Below are 26361 nucleotides of genomic sequence, written 5' to 3' on the forward strand. Positions count from 1 at the left end.
TGTCGCCAAGCGACGACAAGCAGCCGGAATGATTGTGCGCTGAAAAACAGATCGGTGCGAGGTTTTGTATGACGCTTATCCCAACGGCCAATTGGGCGGCCAGCTTTCACTATGGATTCCGAGACTGCCTATACCCGTCTTCCCTGGACGCGGTTTGCGAAATCGTGGCGCGATCGCCAAAGATAAAGACGCTGGGATCCGGCCACTCGTTCAATGCGATCGCGGATGGCGAAGTTGCCCTGTCGCTCGCCGATCTGCCAATCAACCCTCTCGTCGAGAGTGACGGAACGCAAGTTTCCGTTGCCGGTCATTGCACCTATGGCGAGCTTGCGCTTTTCCTCCATCGCCATCGTCTGGCCGTTCACAACCTGGCCTCCCTACCCCACATCTCCATCGCCGGAGCGATCGCAACAGCGACGCACGGCTCGGGCAATCGGAACGGCAATCTGGCGACGGCGGTCTCAGGACTCGAAATTGTCGCTGGCGACGGCCGCCTGATGAAAGTTGCTCGCGGCGATGCCGATTTCGCCGGCATGGTCGTGCACCTCGGCGCCCTTGGTGTCGTTACACGTGTGACGCTTGACGTTCAGCCGGAGTTTCAGGTCGCGCAGTGCGTCTACGACGGATTGGCTTGGGACAAGCTCTTGGCTAACCTCGATGAAATCATGGCTTTGGGTTACAGCGTCAGTGTGTTCACCCAATGGGGCCAGCAAGTGGGGTCGATCTGGGTCAAGAGAACCGCATCAGACGATAAATGGCCTGCGGACATCCACGGTGCAACGCGCGCAACGGTCAACCGGCATCCGATAAGCGGATTGGATGCACAAAACTCCACCGAACAACTCGGGCAGTATGGGCGCTGGTCCGACAGGCTACCGCACTTCAAGATGGGCTTCACGCCGAGCAACGGCGAGGAGATACAGTCCGAGTTCCACATCCCACGGGAATACGGAGCGGCTTCCATCGACGCTCTGCTGTCGATCCGTGAGAAGTTTGCCCATCTGGTGCAGGCGGCCGAGTTCCGGACAGTTGCGGCAGATGAACTATGGCTCAGCCCGCAATATCGCCGCGACACGCTCTCGATCCACTTCACCTGGACTCGGGATCAAGACGCGGTGAACGCGGCTGCGAGGCACATTGAGCAGGCGCTGTCGCCCTTCGCGCCCCTGCCACACTGGGGCAAGGTTTTCACGGGCCACCACGTCGGCGGCAAATATGAAAAGCTTGCCGAATTTGCCCGCCTCCGAGACCGGATGGATCCGGAGCGGACGTTCTCCAACCCGTGGTTGGAAACCGTCGTATTCGGCTCAGGTGAAGGCTAAGCGCTGGCCGCGAACGAGGTTTGGCTCGACCTGATCGAACTGCAACTTTCTCCGGAAGGGATCGCTGGCAGCACAGAGCTCGCGCTTCAAACTACGCCAGCTGGAATGGCAATCATGCCAGACGCAACGCGTCGAGATCCTTCGCCAGCATCAGGGCGAGCGCCTCGACCACAAGGTTGTGGTCGTCGCGCTGTGGCAAGCCGGAGACGGTGACTGCTCCAATGCAGCCGGTGCCCTTTACATTGATCGGAAAGCTGCCGCCGTGTGGCGCATAGTCGGCATCCAACAGGCCGTTGTCGGCAACCGTCTTGCCCTTCTGCTTGAGGTCGAGGCCGATTGCATAGCTGCTTCTGAAATAGCGTAGCACCAGGTTGCGCTTGCGCCGTACCCATTGAACGTTATCCGGCGTAACGCCCGGGAGCGCGGCATAGAAAACCGGCATTGCATGCAGCGTGACATCGATCGCGACGCCGAGACCGCGTTCGCTCGCGAGTTCCTGCAGGAGCCTGCCGAGCTGCCATGCCGTCGTGAGATCGAAGGTGTCGAAGCTTAGCAGCCTCTCCTGGTCGGCGATCCGTCCGAGGTCTTCATCGGGCATGGTCATGTTTGTTCCCTCTCCTGCAATGCTTTTTTCTGAACAAATGCAAGCGGAAGGGAAAAGTAAAGCAGAATCGTGGCGATACCCTAGAGCTACAGGAGAGCATTGTGAATGATCGCGGATTGTCGGCATCGCGGTCTAGCGCAGTCGTATCGGCACCGGCCACAAAATGGATTGACGCACCACATAACGCGGCGGGGGCCGGCGCAGACAATTGCGCCGGCCTCAAGCAGTCCTTCATGCCCCTGTGATTTTCATGCCGGAAGCGCGACGGATCACCGCAGTCCGCCACTCAACTGTCGGCGTGGCGTTCAGCCGTCTGTTCCGCAACGGCGGCGATTTCAGGCACGCCGTTGGCCAGAAGGCGCTTGCGAACCAGGACGCCCATGACGCGGGCGGCGGTCGAGAAACTCATTTGGTCGAGCGGTCCCTCGCCTTCCCAAGGCTTTGTCAGCCGTTCGGTGACGGCCCCGACGATATTCATCGGAACGATATCGTCGCATTGGCGCATCGCTTCAAAGACCTGGCTGATGGGAACGACGCGTCCTTCGAAGGTGACGATTGGTTCCGTGAGTTCCGTATCCCACTCTTCGAAGGCATAGAGTGCTTCGCGGAAGAGTTCCTGAAGGGTGAACGGGGCGTGTCCATTGTGAAGCGGCGGCAAGGCATTCGTCATGTCTGTCTCCTCTTTAGGGCTAGTGCCATTCCTCCTTTTCGGCCGGGCAGCTACGTGGGAAGCAGAACTCAGGTTTCCCCTGCGGGACCGAATAACACGATCTATGTTATAGTGTAATATATGCGTGAGAAAGCCTTTTATCGGCCTCACGGTTCCCGCGCACCGTAGAAAAGAAATAGGCCATTGATATTGCAGCGAATATCAATGGCCGTTTAATCTCAAATGGAAGGCGGCCGAGCCACCCGACGATCATTGCGCGATCGAAAACGTCACGTTGACGGTAATGTTGTAGCTCGTCTCACCGCCCTGGATGGGAACGGCTGAGTCGGCCCCCTCCTTCATCATTGCTGCCCGAAAAACCGGCACCGGCTGCGGGCGCGGCAGGGTCTCGGTGATCTCGACCACGCGGCCGAGCTTGACATCGGCGGCTTCGGCAAGCGTCTTCGCCTTCGCGATGGCATTGGCAACGGCATTCTTGCGTGCCTCCTCCATCGCTTTCTCCGGCTTGTCGTTGGTGAACTGGATGTCGCCGCCCTGGTTGACGCCGAGCGTAACCGCCTCGTCGAGGATGGCGCCGAGCTTGGACAGGTCGCGGACACGCACGCTCAGCGAATTGGACACCTGGTATGCGATCAACTCCGGGGGCTTGGGCTGGCCATCGTTGGATTGCGGATAATTGAATTGCGGTTGCACGGAAAAGCCGGAGGTCTGGAGATCCCGCTCGGCAATACCTGCCTTTTTCAGCGCAGCCAGCACCTCGCTCATCGCCTTATTGTTCTCGTCGAGCGCTTCACGTGCGGTTTTTGCCTGCTTCACAACGGAAAGGTTGAGCACCGCCATGTCGGGCGCTACGCTGGCCTGGCCCTCGCCGCTAACGGAAATCACGGGCTCGCGAGACTGGGAATCGGCAGCCAGCGTCGGCAGTGCCGTGGCAGCAGCGGTCGGAAGGCTCAGCAGAAGGCTGAAGGCGATTGTTCTGGTGTTAGGCAACACGATATTTCACTCCGTGATTGTGAAGTCTCGTTTGTCGTCTTGCCGATTGATTGTGAAGCTATTGCGGCAGTCCCTTGTGACCGCTGCAGAATTGCGTTAGAGCGAAACCCGTTCCGGGGAACCATTGCGCCGGACACGGCAGCGACGTTGCCGCCGGGCCTGTAGCTCAATGGTTAGAGCCGGCGGCTCATAACCGCTTGGTTGGGGGTTCGAGTCCCTCCGGGCCCACCACTCTCTTCAGAGTTTTCTGCGCGCTTCGCCTGTGCCATTTTGGGCGACGGATCGAAACTCATGCGCGGCCTTAATAGGAACGTCCAGGTCGGCCAGGATGGAGTGGCCTTCACGCGCTGTCGTTGACTGTTCAAACGCGCTCGCGCACAAAAGCTCCCGAGCAAGAGGGAGGCTATCCGACATGAAAGATGTCGTCGCATTGGTGACGGGCGGAAGCCGTGGCGTCGGCCGCGGGATTGCGCTTGCTTTGCTCGCCGAGGGAGCCACGGTACACGTTACTGGCAGGACGTTTTCCGAGGTAGAGGCGGGTCCCGAGGGTAACCGCGCCGGATCGCTCCAAGGGCTGGAGCTTGAGGCCGCGAACCTACCCGGACGAGTTGTCATTCATCACTGTGACCACAGCAACGACGCCGAAACCGAGCGTGTGGCCGCGGGGATCCGAACCGGCGGCGGGCTGCATATTCTGGTGAACAATGCGTGGCCCGGCTATGAAGGTATGGTCGAGGATGGCGAATTCACCTGGCCTCGACCGTTCTGGGAGCAACCAAGCCGGCGATGGGACGCCATGATCGGCACTGCACTGAAGGCTGCTTTCATGATGTCGCGGGAAGTGGCGCCGATGATGATCTCAACCCATCGCGGTCTAATCGTCAATATTTCATTCTGGGCAGCTCAACTCTACGAGGGGAATGCGATCTATGGAATCGCCAAAGCTGCTGCCGACAAGATGGCCGCAGATTTCGCGCACGAGCTGCGTCCCCACAACGTCGCCGCCGTCGCACTCTATCCCGGTCTGGTCCGCACTGAAGCGGTCATGCGGAACGCAGATTATTTCGACTTGTCCAACTCCGAGTCCCCCAGGTTTATCGGGCACGTCATTGCCGGACTTTGGCGAGACCCTGCGCTGATGTCGAAATCCGGGCACGCCTTGGTCGCAGCAGAGCTGGGCCGGCAATACGACATAGCTGACATCGACGGCTACCGACCTGTTCCCCTCACAGCGGCGGACTTTGCAAAGAGCTGAACTCGCGTCTGCCTTTGCACAGCCTCGACGGCCTGTCCGCTACCGCGTCGTGCGCATAGATCGGCGATGTCGAGCACCCGGAAAAGTTTGAGCAGCTTCATCGTTTCGGCGCCTCTCGTTTGGGCGGCCCCCTGTGTAAACGGCACCATAGCAACGCTGAGTCGGCCGTTGGGACTAGTGGACAACCGGGGATGCCGGAGCGATGAAAACATCCACGGTTGCCAGAGGAAACCGCGCGATCAGCATACCAGTGAGTTCCTCCTGGGTGCGATGACCGCGATTGAAGAGGTCGAGCGCCGCGCTGCAGATCATCTCCGATCTCTTGTCGTCCGGTTTGGCCTTGTAATGCCTGTACCAAGACTGAACGGACAGCGAGAGCACGGCCAATTCGGTTTCAAGGATACTCGTGACTAGCATTCCTGATCTCCCCCAGATTGAGGCGACCGCTTTACAGCCCCTCATTTGTAAGCCTGCAATCTCTGTTGAGCCGATGCCGAAGATTCCGGCTTGGCATTCAGTGTGAAGCGACGGCGCGACGACCGCTGGACGCGAGATGTTCAGTGATCGCGCGCCGGATTTCCGTGACCGTATCGAAAAGCTTGTTGTCGAGGTCAATGACACTGAACCGGACAGCGATGAACTTGAGGCGGTTTTCGACGGGAACCGCAATCCCGACTTCCTGACCGTTGAATACGACAGCTTGCTTTCGCATAGACAAACCTCGGGCGTGGGCGCACGCACCATCGAGCAATTGGATCAAGGATTGACGACGGAGTCAGCTTGTCGTCGTCGGTCGGTATCGGATCGACACGAGATCACGCACTCGTTGAGCCGTTGCGAAGAAACCAAGTCGTAGAAACAACGTCATCACCCTCCTCGAGTGAGGTCAAAGCGCCGCGGAGTGCTGCCGGAAGTACTGTTAGTGGGAACTGCCCTGTGAAGTGAACGTATTCGAGAAAACCAAGGCAAGCAACTGATTTTTGTGATTTTTTAGCATTTCGAATCATATGACAATTACCGCATGTGCGAAGCCGAAATGACGTACGTGCGTCGCTCATACACAAGAGTTCGAAGGAACGAAGGACCGCCATCTCGGGCGGAAAGCCTCCCATTGAGACCAGGTCCAAGCTTCGTCACCGGTAAGAATTGGCGACCAGCTGCGCTTCCGCCAATCGATCAACTGCCTGAACGGCAAAAATGCGGGCCTCTTTTTTGTGGACACGCCAGGAACAAAATCCGACCCGCTGTGTTTTGGCTATGCTTTGGGAAGTGAAACCCCTCAAAGTGCAACTCGCGCCTCTGCCCCCGCACCCGCGACTGCGGGGCTTTTTCTTCGCTTGCCGTATATGAGGGGAAACTTATCGATCTACACGCGTTTGTTGTGATCGGTCCCCTTTCTGGGTGAGAAACAGAGCCTTCAGATGGATCTCGGCGAGGCATTCAAAGCTTAAGGACCGTATTAGCTATTAAGAGTTCTAAACCTAGGTCACGTCGGTGCGATCAACGTCGATCGCAATGCCACGGCTGAGGGCATCCGAGCCGTAGGGCCTGGTCGATACGATAGATGACGAGCTCATAGACCGCCGTTCTTCGGCGCGAGGCGATTTCGCGCGCAAAGCAAAGTGCAAAAATCAGCTCGATGAGTTCGCTCTCCGGCATTGCCTCATTCTCGCTTACGATCAGAAGACATCCAATTGGCGCAAGAACAAAAATCGAAACATCAGCAAAGACGCAAATACCAGTCCGCCTGCGCTCCCCTAGTTTTCGTTGGGTCGATCCTGGAGCCGACCCCAGCCTCTCCCGGATCGACGAGCGTACGGTTGGCGCCTTTGGCGAATTGGTTCCGACCGTACGCTGCCGATTACTGTTGGTGCTCCGATGCAGCATCAAAATCGGTGACGATACCGTGACGCAACGCCTCTTCCTCGGCTGCTCGCAAAGCCTGCTGGATAAGCAGTATGACAAAATCGTAGTCAGGACTTTCCCAGGATGCCATTTCGCGGGCGACGCCCAATGTAAAGATCAGTTGCTGCACAATTGTCTCGGTCACGACACGACTCCAGTAGGCCGGGCAATTCTAGACGACCTGAGAAAAAGCAACTATCGCAACGATCCCGTGATCTTGTGAGAGAAAACCACCACGCAGTTGGTGGGAATGTACCATTGACCTCCGACAGGGCGGCACGCTGGATTTGGTTGACCCACGCCAGCCGAAACCCTGCCCTATGCTCGGTTGGGTGAGCGGATTGAAGAACACCTCCACCGCACTAGATGCGGCCACGCATGCGAAAGCCTGCCGCGGTGATACGATTGGCAATGCCTGCTGAACGTGAGGTAACGAAATCTGAGGAGGATTCCATGCCGAGCATGCGCGCTGTCGAAGTAAGAAATGCCAATGCGCCTTTGCAACTGGTCGAACGCGAGATTCCGACCCCCGCTGCCGGCCAGGTCTTGATCAAGGTTCAAGCGTGCGGAGTCTGCCATAGCGATGCCTTCACTGTATTGGGAGCCTTTCCCGGCATCGCCTACCCGCGCATACCGGGCCACGAGGTCGTCGGCGTTATCGACCAAGTCGGCGAACGCGTGCCGCGTTGGAAGGCGGGCCAACGCGTCGGAGTTGGCTGGCACGGCGGTCATTGTGGGCACTGCTCCTCCTGTCGCCGGGGCGATTTCGTGACCTGTGAGACGGCACAAATTCCGGGGATCAGTTATGACGGTGGTTATGCGGAGTATATGGTCGCACCGTTTGAAGCCTTGGCCGTAATCCCCGATGAACTCAATGCCGCCGAGGCCGCGCCCCTTCTGTGCGCCGGGATCACCACTTACAACGCATTGCGCAACAGCGGCGTTCGGGCGGGCGATACGGTTGCCGTGCTTGGTGTCGGCGGGCTCGGCCACCTTGGCGTGCAATTCGCCGCGAAAATGGGCTGTCGCACGATCGCCATTGCGCGGGGTGCCGACAAGGAGCCGTTGGCGCGTGAGCTCGGAGCTCATCGCTATCTTGACAGCACCACGCAGGATGTCGCCGCCGAATTGAGCAAGCTCGGCGGAGCCCGCGTGATCCTGTCGACCGTCACCAATTCACAGGCGATGAGCGCGGTGCTTGGTGGATTGGCAGTCAATGGCAAGATGATAGTGCTTGGCGCTTCATCCGAGCCGATTGAAGTCTCGCCATTCCTCTTGATTGGCGGTCGTCGCGGAATTCAGGGATGGCCCTCTGGGACATCGAGCGACTCGGAAGACACGCTCGCATTCAGCGCTTTCGCCAACGTTCGTCCGATGATCGAAACCATGCCGCTGGAGCGGGCCGCAGAGGCTTATGAGCGAATGATGAGTGGGGCGGCGCGGTTCCGGATGGTCATAACGACCGGCAAATAGCTGAGCTTGGGCGAGTTCGAAACTTCACGTTTGCATGCGACAGCGGGAGAGCCGAGAGGTCAGCCTACCCGCGGTGATCCTCTCGAGCCCTCAGGGACCCGAAGGTACCCCTGTGCGTCCTTTTTGGCGGAAGGACAACAATAACTTAGGCTGAGTGAAGCTACTTGGGAAGTTGGACAAAGGTCCGATCGAAAAGAGGGAGGCTGAAGGAGGGTTGGTCCGCGACATCCTAAAGCCTCCCTCATCCTTCGGGGCAGAAGGACAAGGGTCAGTTAGTGCCGACAGTCCGCTTGGCTAGTCGGACTTAGGTCTGACGACTTTGTGACCAAGCTGCGAATCGGGCGCATCTGCGCACCGGTTTCGGAAATGGGACACGCGACGAATTAGAGCCCGTGCGCCAAGACCTTCTGGCAGCCTGGCGACAGGCGAGACATGTTCTCCCTCAGGCAGGCGATGCCGCGGCCGCCACCGAGCGGAACAGCACGGCAGTAAGATCGGAAGTCCGGCCCGCACGCCTCGCGGGCAATGACCATCTCCTCGCGCGGCGAAAGTTCCGGTGCGGCTGCGGCAGCAGGCGCGGCGGCCTTGGGCGTGCCGCTATCCGGCGTTGCCGGGGCTGTCGATGCGTCGGACGATGATTTCGGAGTAGCGGCCTTGCCGCTTCCGCCGAGCGCGCTGATCGCCTGCTTGCATCCGGACGACAGTGACGCCTCATGCTGCTGCAGGCAGGCGAGCGCTTCCTTGCCGCCCGGCGTGACGCCGGAGCAATTCGATAGGAAATCGCTGCGGCAGGCGGACTTGATGGCGTTGCGCTGCGCATCCGTCGGCTGTTGCGCAACTGTCGTGCCCGCAAACAGCGTGACTGCGCAAAGCAGCGGCAGGCCAAGTCTCGTTCTCCAAGTGGCGCGTTTCGCGGATGAGACATCCAATGATGACGACGAGAAATCCTTCATAGTTCCTCTCCCTGCGGAAATCACAGTGTCGACCACGTCGGCATCGTGAGGCTGCTTCTGGGGGCCCTCTTCGGGAGGGCGCGCCCTTGCTATCCACGGCACAGAGGATGGGCCACGATGGGCTCGCCTCTGTCTGGGACAACAAATCCTCAATTGTGGGCGTCAGTGTTGCTCAATGACCTGACAGTCGCGTCTCTGACGCCACGGCATTTATGTCTGTGTATCCGGTACTGCCGCAGTGCGGCGCTTTCGATATTCCTCGAAGCGTTGCAGGATCACATAGAAGGACGGCACCAGCAAAACCGCTAGGCAAGTCGACGCGATCATGCCGCTGAAGACTGAGATACCGATCGACCGGCGCGCATTGGCCCCGGCGCCGGTCGCCAGCACGAGGGGCAAAACGCCGAGAATGAAGGCGAACGACGTCATCAGGATCGGCCGGAAACGCAATCGTGCCGCAAGCACTGCCGCGGCAGCGATTTCCATTCCCTGCATTCGCTTTTCACGTGCGTATTCAACGATCAGAATGGCATTCTTCGAGGACAGCGCGATAAGCAGAATGAGGCCGATCTGCGTATAGAGATTGTTGGCGACGCCGAGCGCCGTCAGGGCGCCGACCGTGCCGAGGAGCGCGAGAGGAACCGCGAGAATGACCGCGAAAGGTAATATCCAGCTTTCGTACTGGCCGGCCAGAACGAAATAGACCAGCAGAATGGCGAGCCCGAAGACGTAGTAGATCTGCGTGCCGACTGCCTTCTCCTGGTAGGACAAGGCGGTCCATTCAAAGCCGGCCCCGGTTGGTAATGTCTGATCCGCGATCTGCTCCATGACATTCAGCGCCTGCCCCGAACTGAAGCCGGTCGCGGCGCCGCCAACGATCGTGGCGGTAGGATAGAGATTGTAGAGGCTGATCAGCGACGGTCCCGGCACGCTGGTCACGTCGATTACTGTACCCAGCGGCACCATGGTGCCATCGCCCGCCTTGACTTTCAGATTGCGGATGTCATCCGGCCGCACGCGGAATTCCGGCGACGCCTGCACATAGACCTGGAAGGTGCGGCCGAACTTGTTGAACTGTGTCACATAGCTCGATCCGACATAGCCCGAAAGCGCAGAGAACACCTGCCCGACGGTGACGCCGAGTGTCTCGGCCTTGATGCGATCGACAGAAACCTCGAGCTGCGGAGCGTCCGCTCGGAACGAGGTCTGCAGCCGCTGCAGCGAGGACTGCGCGTTGCCGCGCTCGACGATCGTATTGGCCAGTGTTTGCAGCAGCGCGAAATCGAAGCTGCCGTCCTTGAGGAGCACCTGCATGGTGAACCCACTGGCGTTGCCGATACCCTGGATTGCAGGAGGAACCAGGACAAGCGTCTTTGCCGTCATGATACTATCCAGCGCGCCGTTCAGGTGCTGGTATATCGACAGCAGGTCCTGGCCTTTTTCCTTTCCACGCACGTCCCAGTCCTTGAGAATGACATAGGCGACACCGGCGTTCGGCAGGCTTGCGCTGTTGTCCAGCACCGAAATCCCGCTGATCGTCAGCACCTGATCGACGCCGGGCGTCGCCTCGGCGATCTCGCTGACCTGCTGCATCACCGCATCCGTGCGCTGCTTCGAGGCGCCGTCCGGCAATTGCGCGCTGATCAGCACATAGCCTTGATCCTCGGTCGGGAGAAACGCAGTCGGAAGACGGGTTAGGCCCCAGAAGGCAACACCGATCAGTGCCAAGCCCACGAGGACTGAGATCGTACTATTCCGCACAAGGCCACCGACAAGCCGCGAATAGCCATTCTCGGCCGCATCGTAAACTCGGTTGAAGCCGCGATAGAAGAAGTTGCGCCGTTCGGGCGGCACAGGCGGCCTCAGCCAGAGGGCGCATTGCGTCGGCTTCAGGGTGATCGCGTTGATTGCGCTGATCAGCGCCGTCGCGGCGATGACAAGCGCGAACTGCCGGTAGAGCTGGCCGGTCAAGCCTGGCAGGAAGGCGGCCGGAATGAAGACCGCCATGAGAACGAGCGTAATGCCGATGACCGGACCGAGAAGCTCGTCCATTGCCTTCTCTGCCGCCTGCCGACCTGGCATCCCCTCCTCGACATGGCGCGAAACCCCCTCGACGATGACAATCGCGTCATCGACGACGATGCCGATCGCAAGGACGATCGCAAACAGCGTCGACAGATTGACCGTGAAACCAAGCGCCGCCATCGCCGCAAACGCACCGATGATCGTCACAGGCACAGTCGTCGCCGGAACCAGCATCGCCCGCCAATCTTGCAGGAACAGCAGGATCACGATCAGGACCAGAACGCCCGCCTCGATCAGTGTCTTGTAGACTTCCTTGATCGACGCCTCAACGAACTTCGTCGTATCGAACGGCATGGTGTATTGAAGGCCGGGTGGGAAGCTTTTCGACAGATCCGCCATCTTCGCTCGAACGGATTGGGCAACCGCAATGGCATTCGCCTCCGGCAGCTGGAAAATGCCGATACCGGTCGCCGGTCGCCGGTTCTGCAGGAAGGACTGGCTATAGGTCTGCGCGCCGAGTTCGACGCGACCGATATCGCGTATACGCGTTATCCGACCGCCATCGGCAGAATCGACCTTCACGATGATGTTTTCGAAGTCGGGAGCGTCGTTGAGACGACCGCTGACATTGAGCGTATATTGGAAATCCTGTCCGCTAGGCACTGGAGGCAGTCCGACTTGCCCCGCCGTGACCTCCTGACTCTGCTGCTGCACCGTACTGATAACGTCCTGCGGCGTCAGTCCGCGGGCCTGCAACAGATCCGGATCCATCCAGATCCGCATCGCATACTGGCCCGCGCCGAAAACGCTGACATTGCCGACGCCGGGAAGCCGAGCCAGTTCGTTCTGAAGGTTGATGACCGCGTAATTCGACAAGAAGAGGCTGTCGAAGCGGCTGTCAGGCGAAGTGAGAGTGACGAACCCCAGGATCGACGTCGACTTCTTCTGCGTCGTCACGCCTTGAACCTGAACGGCTTGCGGCAGCGATGGCATCGCAATGGCGACGCGGTTCTGGACCAGGACTTGCGCCTGATCCGGATCGGTGCCGATTGCAAAGGTGACCGTCAACGAATAGGTGCCGTCGCTGGCACTGGTCGACTGCATGTAGAGCATGTTTTCGACGCCGTTGACCTGCAATTCGATTGGCAATGCCACGGTATCGACCAGAGTCTTGGCACTCGCGCCGGGATAACGCGTCGTCACCTGAACGGTCGGCGGAACTACGTTGGGGTACTGGGCGACCGGCAGCTGGAACAATGCGACGGCGCCGATCAGGACGAAAACCAGCGCGAGAACATTCGAGAGTACCGGCCGCTCGATGAAGAAGCGCGAGATCATCCGTTTCGCCTCCTGGAGCTGATCCGCTGCCGGCTCATGGGACCTTCGATCCGCTCGGATCCCCCGTTGCCGCGGCCTCTATCGTGATTTTCTCAGGCGTGACTTTCATATCGGGTACGGCCCGTTGGATCCCGGCCATGACGACCCAATCCGCGGGATCGAGACCGGATTCGATGACTCTCATCTGGCCATTGCGCTGGCCTATTTTGACGACTTTCTGCTCGATCACGTCGTCCTTGCCGAGCACCAGCACGTAATTTCCCTGCTGATTGGTACCGATCGCATCATCACGAATGACGAGCGCCTTGTCCTGGTGGGCGACAGGAACACGAACGCGGACAAAAAGACCCGGCAAAAGTGCGTGGTCCTTGTTGTCGATGATGCCCCGAACCGAAAGCGTGCCTGTCGAGGCATCGATCTGCGGTGAGACGTAGTCGAGGTGCCCCTTGTGTGGATAGCCCTCCTCGTCGCCGAGCCCGATTTCCACCGGGATATTGGGAAGGTCGGCTTGGGTCAGCTTGCGCCCGGCCTTGGCGAGGCTCTGCTTGATCATCAGCACCTGAGCCTCACTGACGTTGAAATAGACGTAGAGCGGGTCGGTCTGAACGATTGTGGCAAGCTTCGTCGGGCCTGACACGCCGACCAGCGCGCCGACATCCACGAGGTGGTTCGTTACGGTGCCATCGAAGGGCGCGACCACCTCCGTATATCCGAGGTTGATGTTTGCAAGATCGAGGCTCGCCTGCGCGTTCAGGATGGAGGCGTTTGCTTCATCCAGTGTCGCCTTGGCGCTGTCGACGGCTGTCTGTGTAGTCACTTCCTGCTTCATCAGATTGAGCTGCCGGTCGTATTCCTGCTTCGCGCCGACTTGCGACGCCTGCTGCGAAGCCAGTTGCGCCTGGGCTTGGTCAACCTGTGCCTTATAGGTGTCGCGCTGGATGCTGAAGAGCTTGTCGCCCTTCTTTACCGGGGTACCGTCTTTGTAGTCTATCGTTTCAAGAAAGCCTTGCACGCGGGCCTCGATGTCGACCGCGTTTATCGCATCCGTGTTGCCGGTCAGCTCAAAATATTCAACCACCGGCTGCTGCAATGGCTGCGCCACGTTCACCTTCGGCGGCGGCGGCGGCACATACGCATTGTTCCCGCTGTCGCATGCCGATAACGCAGCGACCACCGTCAAAATACCGATATGATGCAGCCCTCGATACGAACTTTCGCGCATTTTTCTGCCCCGATGCATGCACGAGCTTCGGATTTCATGTGCGCCCCTGGCGTATCCCAACAGTCCATGCGCCTGGGCAGAGTATAGTATGAACCAATATTTCCGCATTTCCGCGAAAAGCAATAGAGGCACGCGCGATAAATAGTTGGCGATACGGGATGAAACATGTGACAAAAGATGAACTTGCAGTTACATTTCGGCCGCAAGAAAAAGAAACGTACAGTAGCCGGGCTTCCGTCCAATCCGACGGTCTCCGCGGTTTTTGATGCCCCGAAGGCACTCGAAAGCGTGGCCTTGCTGGCAATGCCGCCGGCGACCTTAACGTACCCAGCATTCGACGCGTACCCAATCAACCGTTGCGAAAGTGAGGGCCGTGACATGGCGAAATTAATGTTGGCGACACGCTTCAAGGTATTGGTGACCTTGTGCGCAATAACCGCAGGCTCGAACTGCCCGGCGTGGGCGGACGACTCGAAGGAATTGCTGAAGGCAATGTCCGACTATATGGCGGCTCAAAAGACATTCTCCTTCGACTATGTCTCTTCCGTGGAAGCTGTGACTCCGACCTTCGAGAAGCTGCAATTCGTCAGCTCCGACACAGCAACGGTCGGCCGGCCGGACAAAATCCGGGTGACGCGCACCGGAGGTTTTGCCGACCTTGACGTCAGCTTTGACGGCACGAAGTTCACGGTTCACGGAAAGAACCTCGACGCCTACGCCCAGATCGACGCAAAGGGCAGCCTCGACGAGCTTTTCGACCGGCTTCAGAACGCCGGTGCAGAAATCCCGGGCTCCGATCTGTTGCTCTCGAACAGCTTCGATACGCTGATGGACGGCGTCACGGAGTCCAAGCACATTTCAAGCGCTGTCGTCGACGGTGTGGAATGCGAATACCTGACATTCCGGAAGAATGATGTCGACTGGCAGATATGGATAGAATCGGGGGCGAAGCCTGTTCCGAAGCGCTATGTGGTGACCAGCAAACACGTGGTGCAGGCGCCGGAATACATGCTCGAGGTCCGGAACTTCCGCACAGGAGAAGATGTGAAGGTGGCAAACTTTGCCATCGAAATACCCGGCGATGCCAAGAAGGTTGATCTCAGCGAACTTGGTCAGATCGATGAACTGCCCGCGCCGACAGAGACGGGAGATGCACAATGAAAACCTCCGTACGGATTTTCGCTATTGCGCTCGCGGTTGCGTTCGCCTCCCTCGATGTCAGCATGGAGGGGAACGACCTAGCCACGGTAACCATCAGCGCATCCACCCCGGCACAAGCCGAAATCGGCCGCCCCCTGACACCGCTGTCCTATGCGGGCGCCGCTCGTCGAACGACACGCCGCGTCGTGCGCAGAACGACCGTCTACGTGAACACGCTGCCGGCAGGCTGCGTCTACGGGCCGTACTACGGGGGCTACTACTACCGGTGTGGATCGCTCTACTACGCCAAGAGCGGCGCTACCTACGTTCAGGTGGTCATCGAATAGCAGGATTGCGGAGCTTTTGAGTGGCTGTTGGTAGGCTGCCGGGCTGAATCGGAACCTACCGACGGCAACGGCGTTTCATGCTCACTGTGGACCAGAGAGCGACCTATAAACAGCAACTTGACGAGAAACTGGCGGCTGCGCTCACCGAGCCACCGGCGACCGGGGGTATCGTCTTTATTGCGAACCTGGTGACGGGCATAACAAGGCGAGCCGTCAAGAACGGATTTGTCTACCACGACGCCCAGGGCACGCGCATCGCCGACCAGGCGGAGCTCGAGCGAATCTCGGCGCTGGCCATTCCGCCCGCCTACACGGAGGTTCTCATCTCCGCCGACCCGAATTCTCATCTGCAGGCTACCGGCCGTGATGCGCGCGGCCGCAAGCAGTACCGCTACCATTCCAAATGGACGGCTGAGCTAGAAAAAAGCAAGTTCGAGCGGTTAGCCGATTTCGGCTCGGCGCTTCCTGCGATCCGCAAGAAAGTAGACTCCGACCTGCGGCGCCGGACGCCCAATATTGACAAGGCGCTGGCGACCATCGTCTGGCTTCTGGACAATCTCTATATCCGCGTCGGTAATGCGAGTTACGCCGCAGACAACGCCTCCTACGGCCTGACAACGCTGCGAAACCGGCATGTGAAAATCTCAGGCTCGAGCATCCACTTCCGCTTCAAGGGCAAGTCCGGGAAGGAATGGCGCCTCAGCCACAGCGACCGTCGCATCACCCGCGCCGTGCGCATGCTCCAGGAATTGCCCGGCCAGCAGCTGTTCCAGTATATCGATGACAGCGGCGCCTCTCATCCGATCCAGTCGCAGGACGTCAACGCCTACATACGGGAGGCGTCCGGAACCGACTTCACGTCCCGGCAATTCCGCACATGGGGCGCAACACAAATGGCAGCAATCGCGCTCGCCGCGCTTGAGCCGGAGCAAAGCCAGCGCGGGCGAGCGCGACAAATGAACGAGGTCGTCGATGCAGTTGCCGCACGCTTGGTCAACACGCGCGCCGTCTGCAGGTCGTCCTACATCCATCCGAAGGTATTCGAGAGCTTCGAAGCAGGTGAGCTTGCCAAGCTCGCTGCCGGCCGGCCGAGCCGAAGCGCCAGATTACTGCGCTGGATGGACCAGGGTGAAATCGCTGTGCTGCGCTGGCTGAAAGGCCTGAACGGGCGCTAAGGGCAGCCGTTTCATACATCCGCCGCTTAGCTACGATCGCGATGGAACCAAACCACGCCCCAGGCCGTTATGGGAAATCGCCGCGAATGCGGCCACGGGAGATGGCGCCAGGGCGCCAGGGCGCAAATGGCACGTCAGACCTATTGGAAGGGCTATCTCAAGCTGTCACTCGTCACCGCCGCGGTGTCGCTCACCCCGGCTACCACGGACAGCAACCAACTTCGATTTCACGTCTTGAACCGAAAGACAAAGAACCGCGTCGAAAGCCGCTACGTCGACAGCGTCACCCACAAGCCAATTGCCGACAAGGATCAAGCCCGGGGATATCCCCGCGGCGAAGACGACTATGTCATTCTCGAGGACAAGGAGCTCGAAGAGGTCGGACTGGAGAGCACCAAGACCATCGACATCGATACATTCGTGCCACGCGGCTCGATCGACTGGATCTGGTACGACAAGCCGCACTTCCTAACACCGGAGGACAAGGTCGGTACGGAGGCATTCTGCGTGATCCGCGAATCGATGAAGGCAAACGATGTGGTCGGCATTGCCCGGCTCGTCCTTTACCGGCGCGAGCGCGCCGTCCTGCTGGAGCCTCAGGGCAAGGGTATCATCCTTTGGACGCTGCATTTCGGCGACGAAGTTCGTCCGCCGGCAGCCACGCTCGACGGCGATGGTAAGGTCGATGCCACCGTGCTTTCCTTGATGACGAAACTCGTCAAGGACCGGACCGAGGAATGGCAACCGACCATGGTGCAGGATCCTATCCAGAAACGCCTGAAAGCGATGATCCGCGCGAAGCAAAAGAGCCTGGTCAAAGCCACACCGCCATCCTCCAAGCGGCCGACAACAAAACCGACAGGCAACGTCGTCAACATCATGGACGCCCTGAAGAAAAGCCTCGCCAAGGAAACGGGGCGTCCGAAATCTCACTGACAGATCGCAAGCGACCGTCCCTTACTTTCGCTTCTCCAGCGGAACGGCGGCGGCAAAGAAATCCGCCCACGGATCGCTCCGCAGGCCATCGAGACGCGCCGGAGCGTTGTCGACGGTGAAATAGGCCGGACCGATTTCCTCGGTCAGCTCGGTCCACTCAAGCGGCATGGAGACAGCAGCCCCTGGCCGGGCGCGGGTGGAGTAGGCGGCGACGGCCGTGTTGCCACGCCCATTGCGCAGATAGTCTATGAAAATCTTGCCGGTCCGCTTCGCTTTCGTAGCGGTCGCAAGATACTTGTCAGGCTGATCTTTTGACATCCCATCGGCGAGCGCCTTGGCGAGGGCCTTGACCTGTACCCAGCTGGCCTTCGGTTTTAGCGGTGTGACGACATGCAGCCCCTTGCCGCCGGAGGTCTTGACGAAGGCCGCCAAACCCGCCGCTTCGAGACGCTCCTTCAACTCGTTGGCGGCAGCGATGATATCCGACCAGCTGACGCCATCGGCCGGATCAAGATCCATGGTGATCATGTCCGGTTTCTCCCAGCTGTCAGTCGTGGCACCCCAGGGGTGGATTTCCAGCACGGCGGACTGGACGAGCGCCACCATCCCGTCGAAGTCCATGATGCGCAGCAATTTCTCGCCGCCCTTGTCCTTCGGATCGGTGATCTGTTCGATGTTTGGATTCATGCCTTTCCAGGCGTGCTTCTGGAAAAACCGCTGGTGGCCGGCGATGCCATCGGGGCAGCGCAACAGAGCAAGTGGCCGCTTCGTCACATAGGGTTCGATAAAGCGCCATACCCGTGCATAGTAGCTGGCCAGCCCCTCTTTGGTGACGCCCTCCTCGGGCCAATAGATGCGATCTGGATGCGTGAGCGTCACGCTGGACTGAGGCAGTTCTCGAGCGGGTGCGTTTGTTAGTTCCGGCATCACGTCCTCTGGCGCCTTGTCTTCCCTCAGTCCACGAAATGCAGCATGCCGCAAGTTGCCGTCAGCCGACCATGCCTGAAATTCAACCTCGGCGATGAGCTTTGGCGTGACATAGACCAACCCACGGCGCTCTTCGGTGGTGAGATCATCGTCGAAGGAGTTGTCTTTTTGCGCCATTGCCGACAACGTCTCATAGAGTCCTTGGGCAACATTAACGCTGAAGCCCGTCCCTACCCTGCCGACATGCGCGAGCTTGCCCTTGCGGTAAACGCCCATGGCCAGCGAGCCGATTGCATTCTTCATCGCGGTCGAGGGCACATAGCCGCCGATAACAAATTCCTGTCTCTCCAGGCATTTCGATTTCACCCAGTCGCCGGTACGTCCCGAAACGTATTCGCTGTCAGCCAATTTCGACACAATGCCTTCAAGACCAAGCTGGCGGGCATGCTCCAGAACCACTGTGCCGCTTTCGGTAAAATGCTGGCTGTAGCGGATCATTCCGGAGTCGCCCGCGAGTAGCGCCTCCAGCAGCCGCTTCCGGTCAGTCACCTTTGCCTGCCGCAAATCATAGCCGTCGAGATACAAGAGGTCGAACGCATAAAAGACAAACCGATCATGCCGCCTTTCGCTGAGATCGCTTTGCAGCGCCGAAAAATCCGAGGCTCCGTTTTCCCGCTCGACGACGATTTCTCCATCAAGGATCGCCGACCTTGCCGGCAGCGCGGCGAAGGCATCGGCAATCTCCCGGCCGAACTTCTCGGTCCAGTCGAGCCCGCTGCGCGTCAACAGCCCTGCCTTGCCATTTTCAAGCCGAACCTGAAGCCGGTATCCGTCGAACTTGATCTCGTGAATCCAGCCTTTGCTTGATGGTGCCTTCGCCTTCAGCTTGGCAAGCTCAGGCTCGACGAAGTCAGGCATCGCTGCCCTTTCGGCGCCCTTCGGCCAATCGTGGCGTTGCGGCTTCGCTCGAGTCGCCACAGCCCTTGCAGCGGGCTTCGATGCACCCTTGCGACGGGAGTCCCAGGTGGCGTCGGGGTGCTTTGTCACCTCTTCAATCTTGCGGCCGCTTTTCACCGATTCCGGCCGCTGTTTCAGGATATCGCCTTTGCGGCGCGCATCCTCGTCCTCCGCCTTGATCAGCAGCCAGTTCTCCTGCTTTTCGCCCGGCTTGCCATGCATGCGAACCAGGTGCCACCGACCGCTGAGTTTCTCGCCTTCGAGGTCAAATTCCAAGTGACCCTTCTTGTAACCCTTGTGAGGATCACCATTCGGCGTCCACGTTCCACGATCCCATAGAAGCACTGTGCCGCCGCCATATTGACCCTTCGGGATGGTGCCTTCGAAGTCTCCGTAGTCTAGCGGATGATCCTCGACATGCACTGCAAGCCGCTTTTCATCGGGATTGAGGCTCGGTCCGCGGGTGACGGCCCAGCTCTTCAGCACACCATCGAGTTCCAAGCGGAAGTCATAGTGAAGGCGTGACGCGTCGTGTTTCTGAATCACGAAATTGAGCGTGGCTGGTGATGTGGATTTGGTGGAACGCCGGCTTCCTCTTGGCTCCGGCGTCACCTTGAAATTGCGCTTCGCCTGATAGGCCTCCAAAGCCATGCTCAGCTCGCTTTCGTTTCGCTAGAGGCGCGCTTCGCCGCCCGTGGCTTGGCGCTCAGCTTGGCACTCTGGCGAAGGGCATCCATGAGGTCGATGACCTTGCCCTGCGGCTTTGGTTTTGCTTTGGGCAGCTCCCGGCCCTCGATCTTCGCCTTTACAAGCTCCGAGAGCGCCGTCTCGTATCGATCCTCATATTCCTGCGGATTGAACGTACCCTTTTTGGTACCGATGATGTGGCCGGCCAACTCAAGCATTTCCTCGTCGAACTTCATCTCCGGAATGTCCTTGAAGACCGTATCGGGCTTGCGGACCTCGTAGTCGAAGCTCAGCGTGGTGGCGACGATATAGTCGTCCTGCGGCCGGATCAGAACTGTGCGGTTACGGCGGAACAGCACCGCCTCGGCAATCGCCGCCACCTTCTGATCGCGCATCGCACGAGCGATCAGCCCGAGCGCCTCCCCGTCATCCCCGCTGACGGGCGCCAAGTAGTACGGCTTGTCGAAATAGAGCTTGTTGATTTCGTTGTAGGGCACGAAGTTCTGGACGTTCAGCACCTTGTCGCTCTCAGGCATGACGCCCGCAATCTCGTCGCCTTCGATCACAATGTATTCGCCGTTGTCCAGTTGGTATCCCTTGACCTGATCATCACGTTCGACGGCCTTGCCAGTCTCGCTGTCGACGAACTGCCGCTCGACGCGATGGCCGGTCTTTCGACTGATGATGTTGAACGAAATGCGATCCGAGGTGGAGACGGCGGTGTACAATCCGACCGCGCAAACGAGATCCCCGACTTTCAGATGACCCTTCCAGCTTGCCCGAGCCGCCATGACGTTCCCTCAGTTGTCGTTTTGCAGTTTGCGCCGCCGTCTTTCGTCCAATGCTACGATCTTCTCGACGGCCGCGACGTCGTCGCTCGTCACGACAGGAACGGGATCTGCGGCGATCGCTTCAAGCACGTCGGTCGACAGTCCGCCGTTGCGGATCACCCATTCAAGGGTTTCGCGTGTCTGGCGCTCGGCTTTGAGCTGCGCGTACAGCGCGATAATCAGCCTGTCTCGCGCATCCACCCGACCGTTCTTGCGATCGATTTTTGGGATGTGAGGCACCGTGTCACCCGCCCGCGTTTGCAACGAAGGGATTCAACAGATCAAAGGCGAAAAAGTTCCGGGAATCCGGGCCCTCCGCTCGCTTTTTTTGCTAAAAGTCACCCGGCGAACGGAAAAACCGATCTTCTCCTTGCTCCGCTCAATGTTTTGCCGGCCCCCTCGGGACCGTGGAGCCGGTTGCCGAAACCGGGTCGCTCGCCGGGAATGTGCCTTCCAGTCCCTCGTCGAGCTGTTCTTCCATTGTACTTTGATCACCCGACGCACGAGCGCTGGGCCGCGCTGTCACGGGATCGGAAGTACCCTCGTCGGTCGCGGCGGCGATCTCCAGCATCAGCGCCTTGGCGCGTTCGACCGCGTTTCTTGGGTTGACCGATTGCGCCTCGTCGTTCCGTAGCAGCACGGAAACCACCTCTCCACCATCGCCAACGAATTCGATGGTAAAGCCCCGTTTGCCGCCCATTTCGGGAATGACCTGCGTACCGACGACCTGCATGACGCTCTCCTTAAACATCTCTTCTTTGAAGGAACGGAAGCGACAACCGAAGGTTCCAAGTTGCTGGAAAGGGAGCGGCGCACAAAAAGAAAAGCCACCGCTCCCGCGGTGGCTAAGGTGTGAGGTCAAGAACCTCCAGAGGGAACAGTTGCTTCATCGACCGGGAGGATGGCCGACATGCGTCAGCAACTGCCGGCAATATGCCGCGTTGGCGCCGCCGGCTCAATCAACGAGGCACCGAAATCCTTTGCTTGAGGCAATCAACTTTCCAGATTCCAGGGGAACCGCGCGATATTCTACTCGCAGGCAGCCCTGAAACGGCTCGCTCGCGGCGCGCCGGACGAGGAAGACTAGGACCTGGACGGTCTCGCCGGCCCCGTCGATTCGCGCAGAATGAGTTCGACGGGCCAGAGCTCGTGGATTTCCAATGGAGACCGACCCGACAGCAGTTGCAGGACAAGATCCGCACATCGCGTTCCGGCCGCCCGCATCGAGGACCGCGTCGCCGACAGCGACGGCACCATGTTGTCGGCGGTGAGATACGGAAAGACGTCGTCATGGGCGATGACCGAGACGTCGCGCCCGATCTGCATCCCAAGCGATCGGACCGCGCGATAGACACCGAGCGCCGTCATCATGGATCCCGCCACAAAGGCTGTTGGTGGGTTCGGTTGCTCCAGGAAGGACCGCGCAAACCGAAAACCGAGCTCGTCCGTGAAGTTGCCGCTCGCCATCAGCTGCGGATCAGGCTCGATGCCGTGACTTTGAAGTGCCTTGCGGAAGCCACTGTCCCGGTGAAGAGCGTAGGTCGCGCCCGACCGACCATTGATCATTGCAATGCGCCGGTGGCCAAGATCGATCAGGTGCGACGTGGCGCGCTTGATCGCAGCTTCGTTGTCGATGTCGAGCCAGGCATGCGGCACATCGATGGCCGACCGCCCGTGCACGAGGAACGGCATGCCGAGTTCGTGGAGCAGCGCAATGCGCTCGTCATTGGGTTTGGGCGAGTGCACGATGATCGCGTCGACACGCCGGCTCTCCACGAGTCGACGGTAGAGCTGCATCTCATCCTCATGGTTGGGATCCGCCATCGGGATGACGAGAATGTCGGTCTCCTCCGCCACCAGCCGCTCCGCCATGCCGGCCATGAACTCCGCGAAGTGAAATTCGCCGGCGCGCCCCATTACCACGCCGATAGCCCCTGCTCGACCGGTTTTCAGCCGCACGGCATTGACGTTCGGGCTATAGCCCAGCCGCGCAGCAGCTTCCGCCACACGGGCGCGCGTGGTCTCGCTCACCTCGGGGTAGCCGCTCAGCGCCCGACTGACCGTGGTCGGGGACAATCCTACCTGCTTCGCGAACTCTTTAAGCTTCATCCGACAGTGCGTCTTTCGTCCTGACCTGGCTGGCTGGACGCCAGCAGGTGCTGTCTCCCTTATGGCCTAAGCGTATCAGTTCGCAAATAACCAAACCGTTTTCAATTTTAGATATTCCTTCGAGTGAGGTTTGTCTCTTTTTCCCACAACCGAAACTACCGCCATCCCTATGATTTTTCTTTGTTATCAATATGTGATCGCGGTTGTGCGACTTTGACACGTGTGCCCGCTTGACTCAATATCGACCTTCTGACAATTTTTTCCAGCCAAACCGTTTTCAATTTTTCCAATGTTTGGTTCTTTTGGGAGGAAGATATGAAATTTCATTTCACAGCGGTCGCCATCGCGGCCGCGCTGCTCGGTGTCGCACAGCCCTCGTTCGCCGCCAACATCAGTATTTCCGCAAGCTCGACCGGCAAGAACCTCGACCTGTTCCGCAAGCAGCTCGACGAGTTCGAGAAGGCAACCGGCAACAAGGTCAGCATCGTGACCATGCCGTCGTCTTCGACGGAGCAGTTCTCGCAGTATCGCCTGTGGCTCGCCGCCGGCAACAAGGACGTCGACGTTTATCAGACCGACGTCATCTGGGCGCCGCAGCTCGCCGACCAGTTCGTCGACCTCAAGGATGCCGCAAAGGATGTCGTCGGCGATTTCTTCCCGTCGATCATCGCCTCGCAGACCGTGAACGGTCGCCTCGTCGCCATGCCGCTCTACACCGATGCGCCGGCGCTCTTCTACCGCAAGGACCTGCTCGACAAGTACGGCAAACAGCCGCCGAAGACCTGGGACGAAATGGCGGCGACCGCCAAGGAAATCCAGGACAAGGAACGCGCAGCCGGCCAGAAGGATCTCTGGGGCTATGTGTTCCAGGGCAACGCTTATGAAGGCCTGACCTGCAATGCGCTGGAGTGGGTCAAGTCCTCAGGCGGCGGCCAGATCATCGAGCCGGACGGCACCATCTCCATCAACAACGAGAAGGCAGCAGCGGCGATCGACCGCGCCAAGGGTTGGGTCGGAACGATTTCGCCAGGCGGCGTGCTCGCCTACCAGGAAGAAGAGTCCCGCGGCGTCTGGCAGACCGGCAATGCCGTTTTCATGCGCAACTGGCCCTATGCCTACGCTCTCGGCAATGGCGGGGACAGCGCCGTCAAGGGCAAGTTCGACGTAACGACACTTCCGGTTGCCAAGGAAGGCGACACGCCATCCTCGACGCTCGGCGGCTGGAACCTCGCCGTCTCCAAGTACTCTGAGAACCCGGACGTCGCAATTGCGCTCGTCAAGTTCCTGACCTCCAAGGAACGCCAGAAGCAGCGCGCCATCGAGCTCTCCAACCTGCCGACACTGTCTGCGCTCTACGACGACAAGGACATCGCGGCCGCAGCACCGTTCATGCCGAACTGGAAGCCGATCTTCCAGAACGCCGTTCCGCGTCCATCGGCATCCGCCAAGGTCAAGTACAACGAGGTCTCCTCGAAGTTCTGGACCGCCGTTCATAACTCGCTTTCGGGTAACGGCACCTCCGCAGAAAACCTCGAGCTTCTCGAGGCCGACCTGACGACGCTGAAGGGCGAGAACTGGTAACCGACGGCATCGGCAGCGGCGGGCGTCCGCCGCTGCCCTTCCCCGAAGCCGCCATCGTCAAATCGCCTCAAGAAGCGGGTACCTCATGACTGAAGCCGCAGTTTCCTCAAGCGTCGGATCGCGAGCGCGCGCCGTCAATACCTCGTCGGACCTGCGCTCCGAGCGCATCCGTTCCGCCTGGATATTCCTGGCCCCCACCCTGTTCATTCTGGCCGTTGTTGCCGGATGGCCGCTTTTCAGAACGATCTATTTCAGCTTCACGAACGCATCCCTCACGAGCCTCGGTGACGCCCAGTTCGTCGGCTTCAAAAATTATCTCTCATGGATCACGCTTAAGAGCGGGCGCACCGTCTATAGCGGCCTGCTTGCGGACCCGAACTGGTGGCGCGCCGTCTGGAACACGATGAAGTTCGCGTTCCTGTCGGTGACCATCGAAACCATTCTCGGCCTCGTCGTCGCCCTGGTGTTGAACGCCAATTTCCCCGGCCGCGGCATCGTGCGCGCCGCCATCCTCGTTCCCTGGGCAATCCCGACAATCGTTTCCGCCAAGATGTGGGCCTGGATGCTCAACGACCAGTTCGGCATCCTGAACGACATCCTCCTCGGCATGGGCCTGATCACCCAGAAGATTGCCTGGACCGCAAATCCCGACACGGCCATGATTGCCGTTCTGATCGTCGACGTCTGGAAGACAACGCCCTTCATGGCGCTGCTCATCCTCGCCGGCCTGCAGATGGTTCCCGCCGATATCTACGAAGCCGCCAAGATCGATGGCATCAACCCGATCAAGGTCTTCTGGCGCCTGACCCTGCCGCTGGTCCGCCCAGCCATCATGGTCGCCGTGATCTTCCGCATGCTCGACGCCTTGCGCATCTTCGACCTGATCTACGTGCTGACGCCGAACAATGCTCAGACCAAGACCATGTCGGTTATGGCCCGCGAAAACCTCTTCGACTTCGACAAGTTCGCCTATGGCGCAACCGCCTCGACGGTACTCTTCCTGATCATCGCGACGATCACCGTGCTCTACATGTGGCTCGGTCGCGTCAAACTCGGCGGGAGCGAACGCTGATGCTGCTGACCGCTACCAAGAACACCCTCTTCTACCTGCTCGTCGCCGTCATCGTCGTCATCGCGGTATTCCCGTTCTACTATGCGATCCTGACGAGCTTCAAAGCCGGCACGGCCCTCTTCGAGGTCAATTACTGGCCGACCTCGATCTCGCTCACCAACTACACGACGGTCCTGACCACGGGCAGCTTCATCCGCAGCCTCGGTAACTCGCTGCTTGTCGCCATCCTGGTTGTCGCGGCTTCGCTGTTGCTCGCCGTCACCGCATCTTACGCGCTTGCCCGCGTCAATTTCCGCGGTCGCGCGCTGCTGATGCTGACGATCCTGTCGGTGTCGATGTTCCCACAGATCGCCGTGCTCGCCGGCCTGTTCGAGCTCATCCGGTGGATCGGCATCTTCAACACGCCTTTCGCGCTGATCTTCTCCTACATGATCTTCACCCTGCCCTTCACGGTCTGGGTTCTGACCACCTTCATGCGCGATCTGCCGATTGAAATCGAGGAAGCGGCGATCGTCGATGGCGCCTCGCCGTGGGTGATCATCACCCAGGTTTTCATGCCGCTGATGTGGCCTGCTCTGGTCACGACCGGCCTGCTTGCCTTCATTACGGCCTGGAACGAATTCCTCTTCGCCCTAACATTCACTTCATCGGACGCTCAGCGAACGGTGCCGGTTGCCATCGCCCTGCTTTCAGGCGGCAGCCAGTTCGAAATCCCGTGGGGCAACATCATGGCAGCATCCGTCATCGTCACGGTCCCTGTCGTTGTCCTGGTCCTGATATTCCAGCGGCGCATCATTTCCGGCCTGACTGCCGGTGGCGTCAAAGGTTGAAGAAAGCACG

At 59.4% G+C, this 26361-nt stretch carries 24 protein-coding genes and 1 tRNA gene; 11 read left to right on the plus strand and 14 right to left on the minus strand.

Annotation, left to right across the window (positions count from 1 at the left end; all coding sequences use genetic code 11):
• Positions 1 to 68 precede the first annotated feature (68 nt).
• Entirely contained in the window at positions 69 to 1322 is a 1254-nt protein-coding gene (locus FHT76_RS22130) for a D-arabinono-1,4-lactone oxidase (protein ID WP_183860980.1), read from the plus strand.
• A 112-nt stretch (positions 1323 to 1434) separates the two neighbouring features.
• On the opposite strand, the gene FHT76_RS22135 is transcribed toward FHT76_RS22130, so the two are convergent.
• The 3 genes from FHT76_RS22135 to FHT76_RS22145 form a co-directional block, all read right to left on the minus strand.
• Positions 1435 to 1926 carry a heme-degrading domain-containing protein gene (locus FHT76_RS22135; protein ID WP_183754475.1) on the minus strand — a complete coding sequence of 164 codons (492 nt, stop codon included), beginning with the start codon at positions 1924 to 1926 and terminating at the stop codon, positions 1435 to 1437.
• Positions 1927 to 2212: 286 nt separating this feature from the next.
• Positions 2213 to 2596: a hypothetical protein gene (locus tag FHT76_RS22140; protein ID WP_183754473.1), complete on the minus strand. Its 384-nt coding sequence runs from the start codon at positions 2594 to 2596 to the stop codon at positions 2213 to 2215.
• Between the two features lie 249 nt (positions 2597 to 2845).
• A complete protein-coding gene (locus FHT76_RS22145; RefSeq protein WP_183860982.1) occupies positions 2846 to 3589 on the minus strand; it encodes an SIMPL domain-containing protein in 744 nt (247 codons plus the stop codon).
• Between the two features lie 155 nt (positions 3590 to 3744).
• Here FHT76_RS22145 and FHT76_RS22150 point away from each other — a divergent pair.
• A tRNA-Ile gene (locus FHT76_RS22150) sits at positions 3745 to 3820 on the plus strand.
• Positions 3821 to 4001: 181 nt separating this feature from the next.
• Positions 4002 to 4844 carry an SDR family NAD(P)-dependent oxidoreductase gene (locus FHT76_RS22155; protein ID WP_183861010.1) on the plus strand — a complete coding sequence of 281 codons (843 nt, stop codon included), beginning with the start codon at positions 4002 to 4004 and terminating at the stop codon, positions 4842 to 4844.
• Positions 4845 to 5018: 174 nt separating this feature from the next.
• On the opposite strand, the gene FHT76_RS22160 is transcribed toward FHT76_RS22155, so the two are convergent.
• From FHT76_RS22160 to FHT76_RS22170, 3 genes are all read right to left on the minus strand, one after another.
• Positions 5019 to 5261: a hypothetical protein gene (locus FHT76_RS22160; protein ID WP_183754463.1), complete on the minus strand. Its 243-nt coding sequence runs from the start codon at positions 5259 to 5261 to the stop codon at positions 5019 to 5021.
• Between the two features lie 97 nt (positions 5262 to 5358).
• Positions 5359 to 5556 carry a hypothetical protein gene (locus FHT76_RS22165; RefSeq protein ID WP_183754461.1) on the minus strand — a complete coding sequence of 66 codons (198 nt, stop codon included), beginning with the start codon at positions 5554 to 5556 and terminating at the stop codon, positions 5359 to 5361.
• Between the two features lie 1149 nt (positions 5557 to 6705).
• Positions 6706 to 6894 carry a hypothetical protein gene (locus FHT76_RS22170; protein ID WP_016554582.1) on the minus strand — a complete coding sequence of 63 codons (189 nt, stop codon included), beginning with the start codon at positions 6892 to 6894 and terminating at the stop codon, positions 6706 to 6708.
• 308 nt (positions 6895 to 7202) lie between these two features.
• Here FHT76_RS22170 and FHT76_RS22175 point away from each other — a divergent pair, with 308 nt between their 5' ends.
• Entirely contained in the window at positions 7203 to 8222 is a 1020-nt protein-coding gene (locus tag FHT76_RS22175; RefSeq protein ID WP_183861012.1) for an alcohol dehydrogenase, read from the plus strand.
• Between the two features lie 383 nt (positions 8223 to 8605).
• On the opposite strand, the gene FHT76_RS22180 is transcribed toward FHT76_RS22175, so the two are convergent.
• The 3 genes from FHT76_RS22180 to FHT76_RS22190 all read right to left on the minus strand — a co-directional run bounded on the left by FHT76_RS22180 (position 8606) and on the right by FHT76_RS22190 (position 13760).
• On the minus strand, positions 8606 to 9175 hold the full coding sequence (locus FHT76_RS22180) for a hypothetical protein (protein ID WP_183861014.1): 570 nt from the start codon (positions 9173 to 9175) through the stop codon (positions 8606 to 8608).
• Between the two features lie 210 nt (positions 9176 to 9385).
• On the minus strand, positions 9386 to 12538 hold the full coding sequence (locus FHT76_RS22185; protein WP_259129495.1) for an efflux RND transporter permease subunit: 3153 nt from the start codon (positions 12536 to 12538) through the stop codon (positions 9386 to 9388).
• A 34-nt stretch (positions 12539 to 12572) separates the two neighbouring features.
• Positions 12573 to 13760: an efflux RND transporter periplasmic adaptor subunit gene (locus tag FHT76_RS22190; protein ID WP_259129494.1), complete on the minus strand. Its 1188-nt coding sequence runs from the start codon at positions 13758 to 13760 to the stop codon at positions 12573 to 12575.
• A gap of 378 nt (positions 13761 to 14138) precedes the next feature.
• On the opposite strand from FHT76_RS22190, the gene FHT76_RS22195 reads away from it, so the two are divergent.
• The 4 genes from FHT76_RS22195 to FHT76_RS22210 all read left to right on the plus strand — a co-directional run bounded on the left by FHT76_RS22195 (position 14139) and on the right by FHT76_RS22210 (position 17358).
• Complete coding sequence (locus FHT76_RS22195; RefSeq protein ID WP_259185876.1) at positions 14139 to 14921, plus strand: DUF2092 domain-containing protein; 783 nt, start codon at positions 14139 to 14141, stop codon at positions 14919 to 14921.
• The gene (locus tag FHT76_RS22200) at positions 14918 to 15247 is read left to right on the plus strand and encodes a hypothetical protein (protein ID WP_259129491.1); all 330 of its coding nucleotides are present in this window, start codon (positions 14918 to 14920) and stop codon (positions 15245 to 15247) included. Before FHT76_RS22195 ends, FHT76_RS22200 begins: the two co-directional genes overlap by 4 nt.
• 77 nt (positions 15248 to 15324) lie before the next feature.
• Positions 15325 to 16422, plus strand: a complete 1098-nt coding sequence (locus FHT76_RS22205) for a DNA topoisomerase IB (protein ID WP_259185877.1) — start codon at positions 15325 to 15327, stop codon at positions 16420 to 16422.
• Positions 16423 to 16548: 126 nt separating this feature from the next.
• Positions 16549 to 17358, plus strand: coding sequence for a Ku protein (locus FHT76_RS22210; protein ID WP_183861023.1), 810 nt, complete (start codon positions 16549 to 16551; stop codon positions 17356 to 17358).
• A 21-nt stretch (positions 17359 to 17379) separates the two neighbouring features.
• Here the strand turns inward: FHT76_RS22210 and ligD are convergent, their stop codons facing one another.
• From ligD to FHT76_RS22235, 5 genes are all read right to left on the minus strand, one after another.
• The gene (gene ligD, locus FHT76_RS22215) at positions 17380 to 19893 is read right to left on the minus strand and encodes a DNA ligase D (RefSeq protein ID WP_259129487.1); all 2514 of its coding nucleotides are present in this window, start codon (positions 19891 to 19893) and stop codon (positions 17380 to 17382) included.
• Between the two features lie 2 nt (positions 19894 to 19895).
• A complete protein-coding gene (locus tag FHT76_RS22220) occupies positions 19896 to 20720 on the minus strand; it encodes a Ku protein (RefSeq protein ID WP_183861027.1) in 825 nt (274 codons plus the stop codon).
• A 9-nt stretch (positions 20721 to 20729) separates the two neighbouring features.
• Entirely contained in the window at positions 20730 to 20999 is a 270-nt protein-coding gene (locus FHT76_RS22225; RefSeq protein WP_183861028.1) for a hypothetical protein, read from the minus strand.
• A gap of 139 nt (positions 21000 to 21138) precedes the next feature.
• Complete coding sequence (locus FHT76_RS22230; protein ID WP_183861030.1) at positions 21139 to 21492, minus strand: hypothetical protein; 354 nt, start codon at positions 21490 to 21492, stop codon at positions 21139 to 21141.
• Between the two features lie 350 nt (positions 21493 to 21842).
• Positions 21843 to 22868 (minus strand): substrate-binding domain-containing protein, encoded by a 1026-nt coding sequence (locus tag FHT76_RS22235; RefSeq protein WP_183861032.1) that lies wholly within the window; start codon positions 22866 to 22868, stop codon positions 21843 to 21845.
• A gap of 315 nt (positions 22869 to 23183) precedes the next feature.
• On the opposite strand from FHT76_RS22235, the gene FHT76_RS22240 reads away from it, so the two are divergent.
• The 3 genes from FHT76_RS22240 (at position 23184) to FHT76_RS22250 (ending at position 26351) form a co-directional block, all read left to right on the plus strand.
• Complete coding sequence (locus tag FHT76_RS22240) at positions 23184 to 24449, plus strand: ABC transporter substrate-binding protein (RefSeq protein ID WP_183861034.1); 1266 nt, start codon at positions 23184 to 23186, stop codon at positions 24447 to 24449.
• A gap of 85 nt (positions 24450 to 24534) precedes the next feature.
• Entirely contained in the window at positions 24535 to 25521 is a 987-nt protein-coding gene (locus FHT76_RS22245) for a carbohydrate ABC transporter permease (RefSeq protein ID WP_183861036.1), read from the plus strand.
• Entirely contained in the window at positions 25521 to 26351 is an 831-nt protein-coding gene (locus tag FHT76_RS22250) for a carbohydrate ABC transporter permease (protein WP_153270916.1), read from the plus strand. Before FHT76_RS22245 ends, FHT76_RS22250 begins: the two co-directional genes overlap by 1 nt.
• The last annotated feature ends 10 nt before the right edge of the window (positions 26352 to 26361 follow it).

The sequence above is a fragment of the Rhizobium sp. BK176 genome (assembly GCF_024808055.1).

Excerpts from the sequence above, each read along its gene's own strand:
- FHT76_RS22235 (WP_183861032.1), bottom strand. The coding sequence starts at position 22,868 with ATGAAGCTTAAAGAGTTCGCGAAGCAGGTAGGATTGTCCCCGACCACG.
- FHT76_RS22205 (WP_259185877.1), top strand. The coding sequence starts at position 15,325 with ATGCTCACTGTGGACCAGAGAGCGACCTATAAACAGCAACTTGACGAG.
- FHT76_RS22245 (WP_183861036.1), top strand. The coding sequence starts at position 24,535 with ATGACTGAAGCCGCAGTTTCCTCAAGCGTCGGATCGCGAGCGCGCGCC.
- FHT76_RS22140 (WP_183754473.1), bottom strand. The coding sequence starts at position 2,596 with ATGACGAATGCCTTGCCGCCGCTTCACAATGGACACGCCCCGTTCACC.
- FHT76_RS22240 (WP_183861034.1), top strand. The coding sequence starts at position 23,184 with ATGAAATTTCATTTCACAGCGGTCGCCATCGCGGCCGCGCTGCTCGGT.
- FHT76_RS22165 (WP_183754461.1), bottom strand. The coding sequence starts at position 5,556 with ATGCGAAAGCAAGCTGTCGTATTCAACGGTCAGGAAGTCGGGATTGCG.
- FHT76_RS22250 (WP_153270916.1), top strand. The coding sequence starts at position 25,521 with ATGCTGCTGACCGCTACCAAGAACACCCTCTTCTACCTGCTCGTCGCC.
- FHT76_RS22175 (WP_183861012.1), top strand. The coding sequence starts at position 7,203 with ATGCCGAGCATGCGCGCTGTCGAAGTAAGAAATGCCAATGCGCCTTTG.
- FHT76_RS22210 (WP_183861023.1), top strand. The coding sequence starts at position 16,549 with ATGGCACGTCAGACCTATTGGAAGGGCTATCTCAAGCTGTCACTCGTC.
- FHT76_RS22195 (WP_259185876.1), top strand. The coding sequence starts at position 14,139 with ATGGCGAAATTAATGTTGGCGACACGCTTCAAGGTATTGGTGACCTTG.
- FHT76_RS22160 (WP_183754463.1), bottom strand. The coding sequence starts at position 5,261 with ATGCTAGTCACGAGTATCCTTGAAACCGAATTGGCCGTGCTCTCGCTG.
- ligD (WP_259129487.1), bottom strand. The coding sequence starts at position 19,893 with ATGGCTTTGGAGGCCTATCAGGCGAAGCGCAATTTCAAGGTGACGCCG.
- FHT76_RS22180 (WP_183861014.1), bottom strand. The coding sequence starts at position 9,175 with ATGAAGGATTTCTCGTCGTCATCATTGGATGTCTCATCCGCGAAACGC.
- FHT76_RS22185 (WP_259129495.1), bottom strand. The coding sequence starts at position 12,538 with ATGATCTCGCGCTTCTTCATCGAGCGGCCGGTACTCTCGAATGTTCTC.
- FHT76_RS22135 (WP_183754475.1), bottom strand. The coding sequence starts at position 1,926 with ATGACCATGCCCGATGAAGACCTCGGACGGATCGCCGACCAGGAGAGG.
- FHT76_RS22230 (WP_183861030.1), bottom strand. The coding sequence starts at position 21,492 with ATGCAGGTCGTCGGTACGCAGGTCATTCCCGAAATGGGCGGCAAACGG.
- FHT76_RS22155 (WP_183861010.1), top strand. The coding sequence starts at position 4,002 with ATGAAAGATGTCGTCGCATTGGTGACGGGCGGAAGCCGTGGCGTCGGC.
- FHT76_RS22190 (WP_259129494.1), bottom strand. The coding sequence starts at position 13,760 with ATGCGCGAAAGTTCGTATCGAGGGCTGCATCATATCGGTATTTTGACG.
- FHT76_RS22200 (WP_259129491.1), top strand. The coding sequence starts at position 14,918 with ATGAAAACCTCCGTACGGATTTTCGCTATTGCGCTCGCGGTTGCGTTC.
- FHT76_RS22220 (WP_183861027.1), bottom strand. The coding sequence starts at position 20,720 with ATGGCGGCTCGGGCAAGCTGGAAGGGTCATCTGAAAGTCGGGGATCTC.
- FHT76_RS22130 (WP_183860980.1), top strand. The coding sequence starts at position 69 with ATGACGCTTATCCCAACGGCCAATTGGGCGGCCAGCTTTCACTATGGA.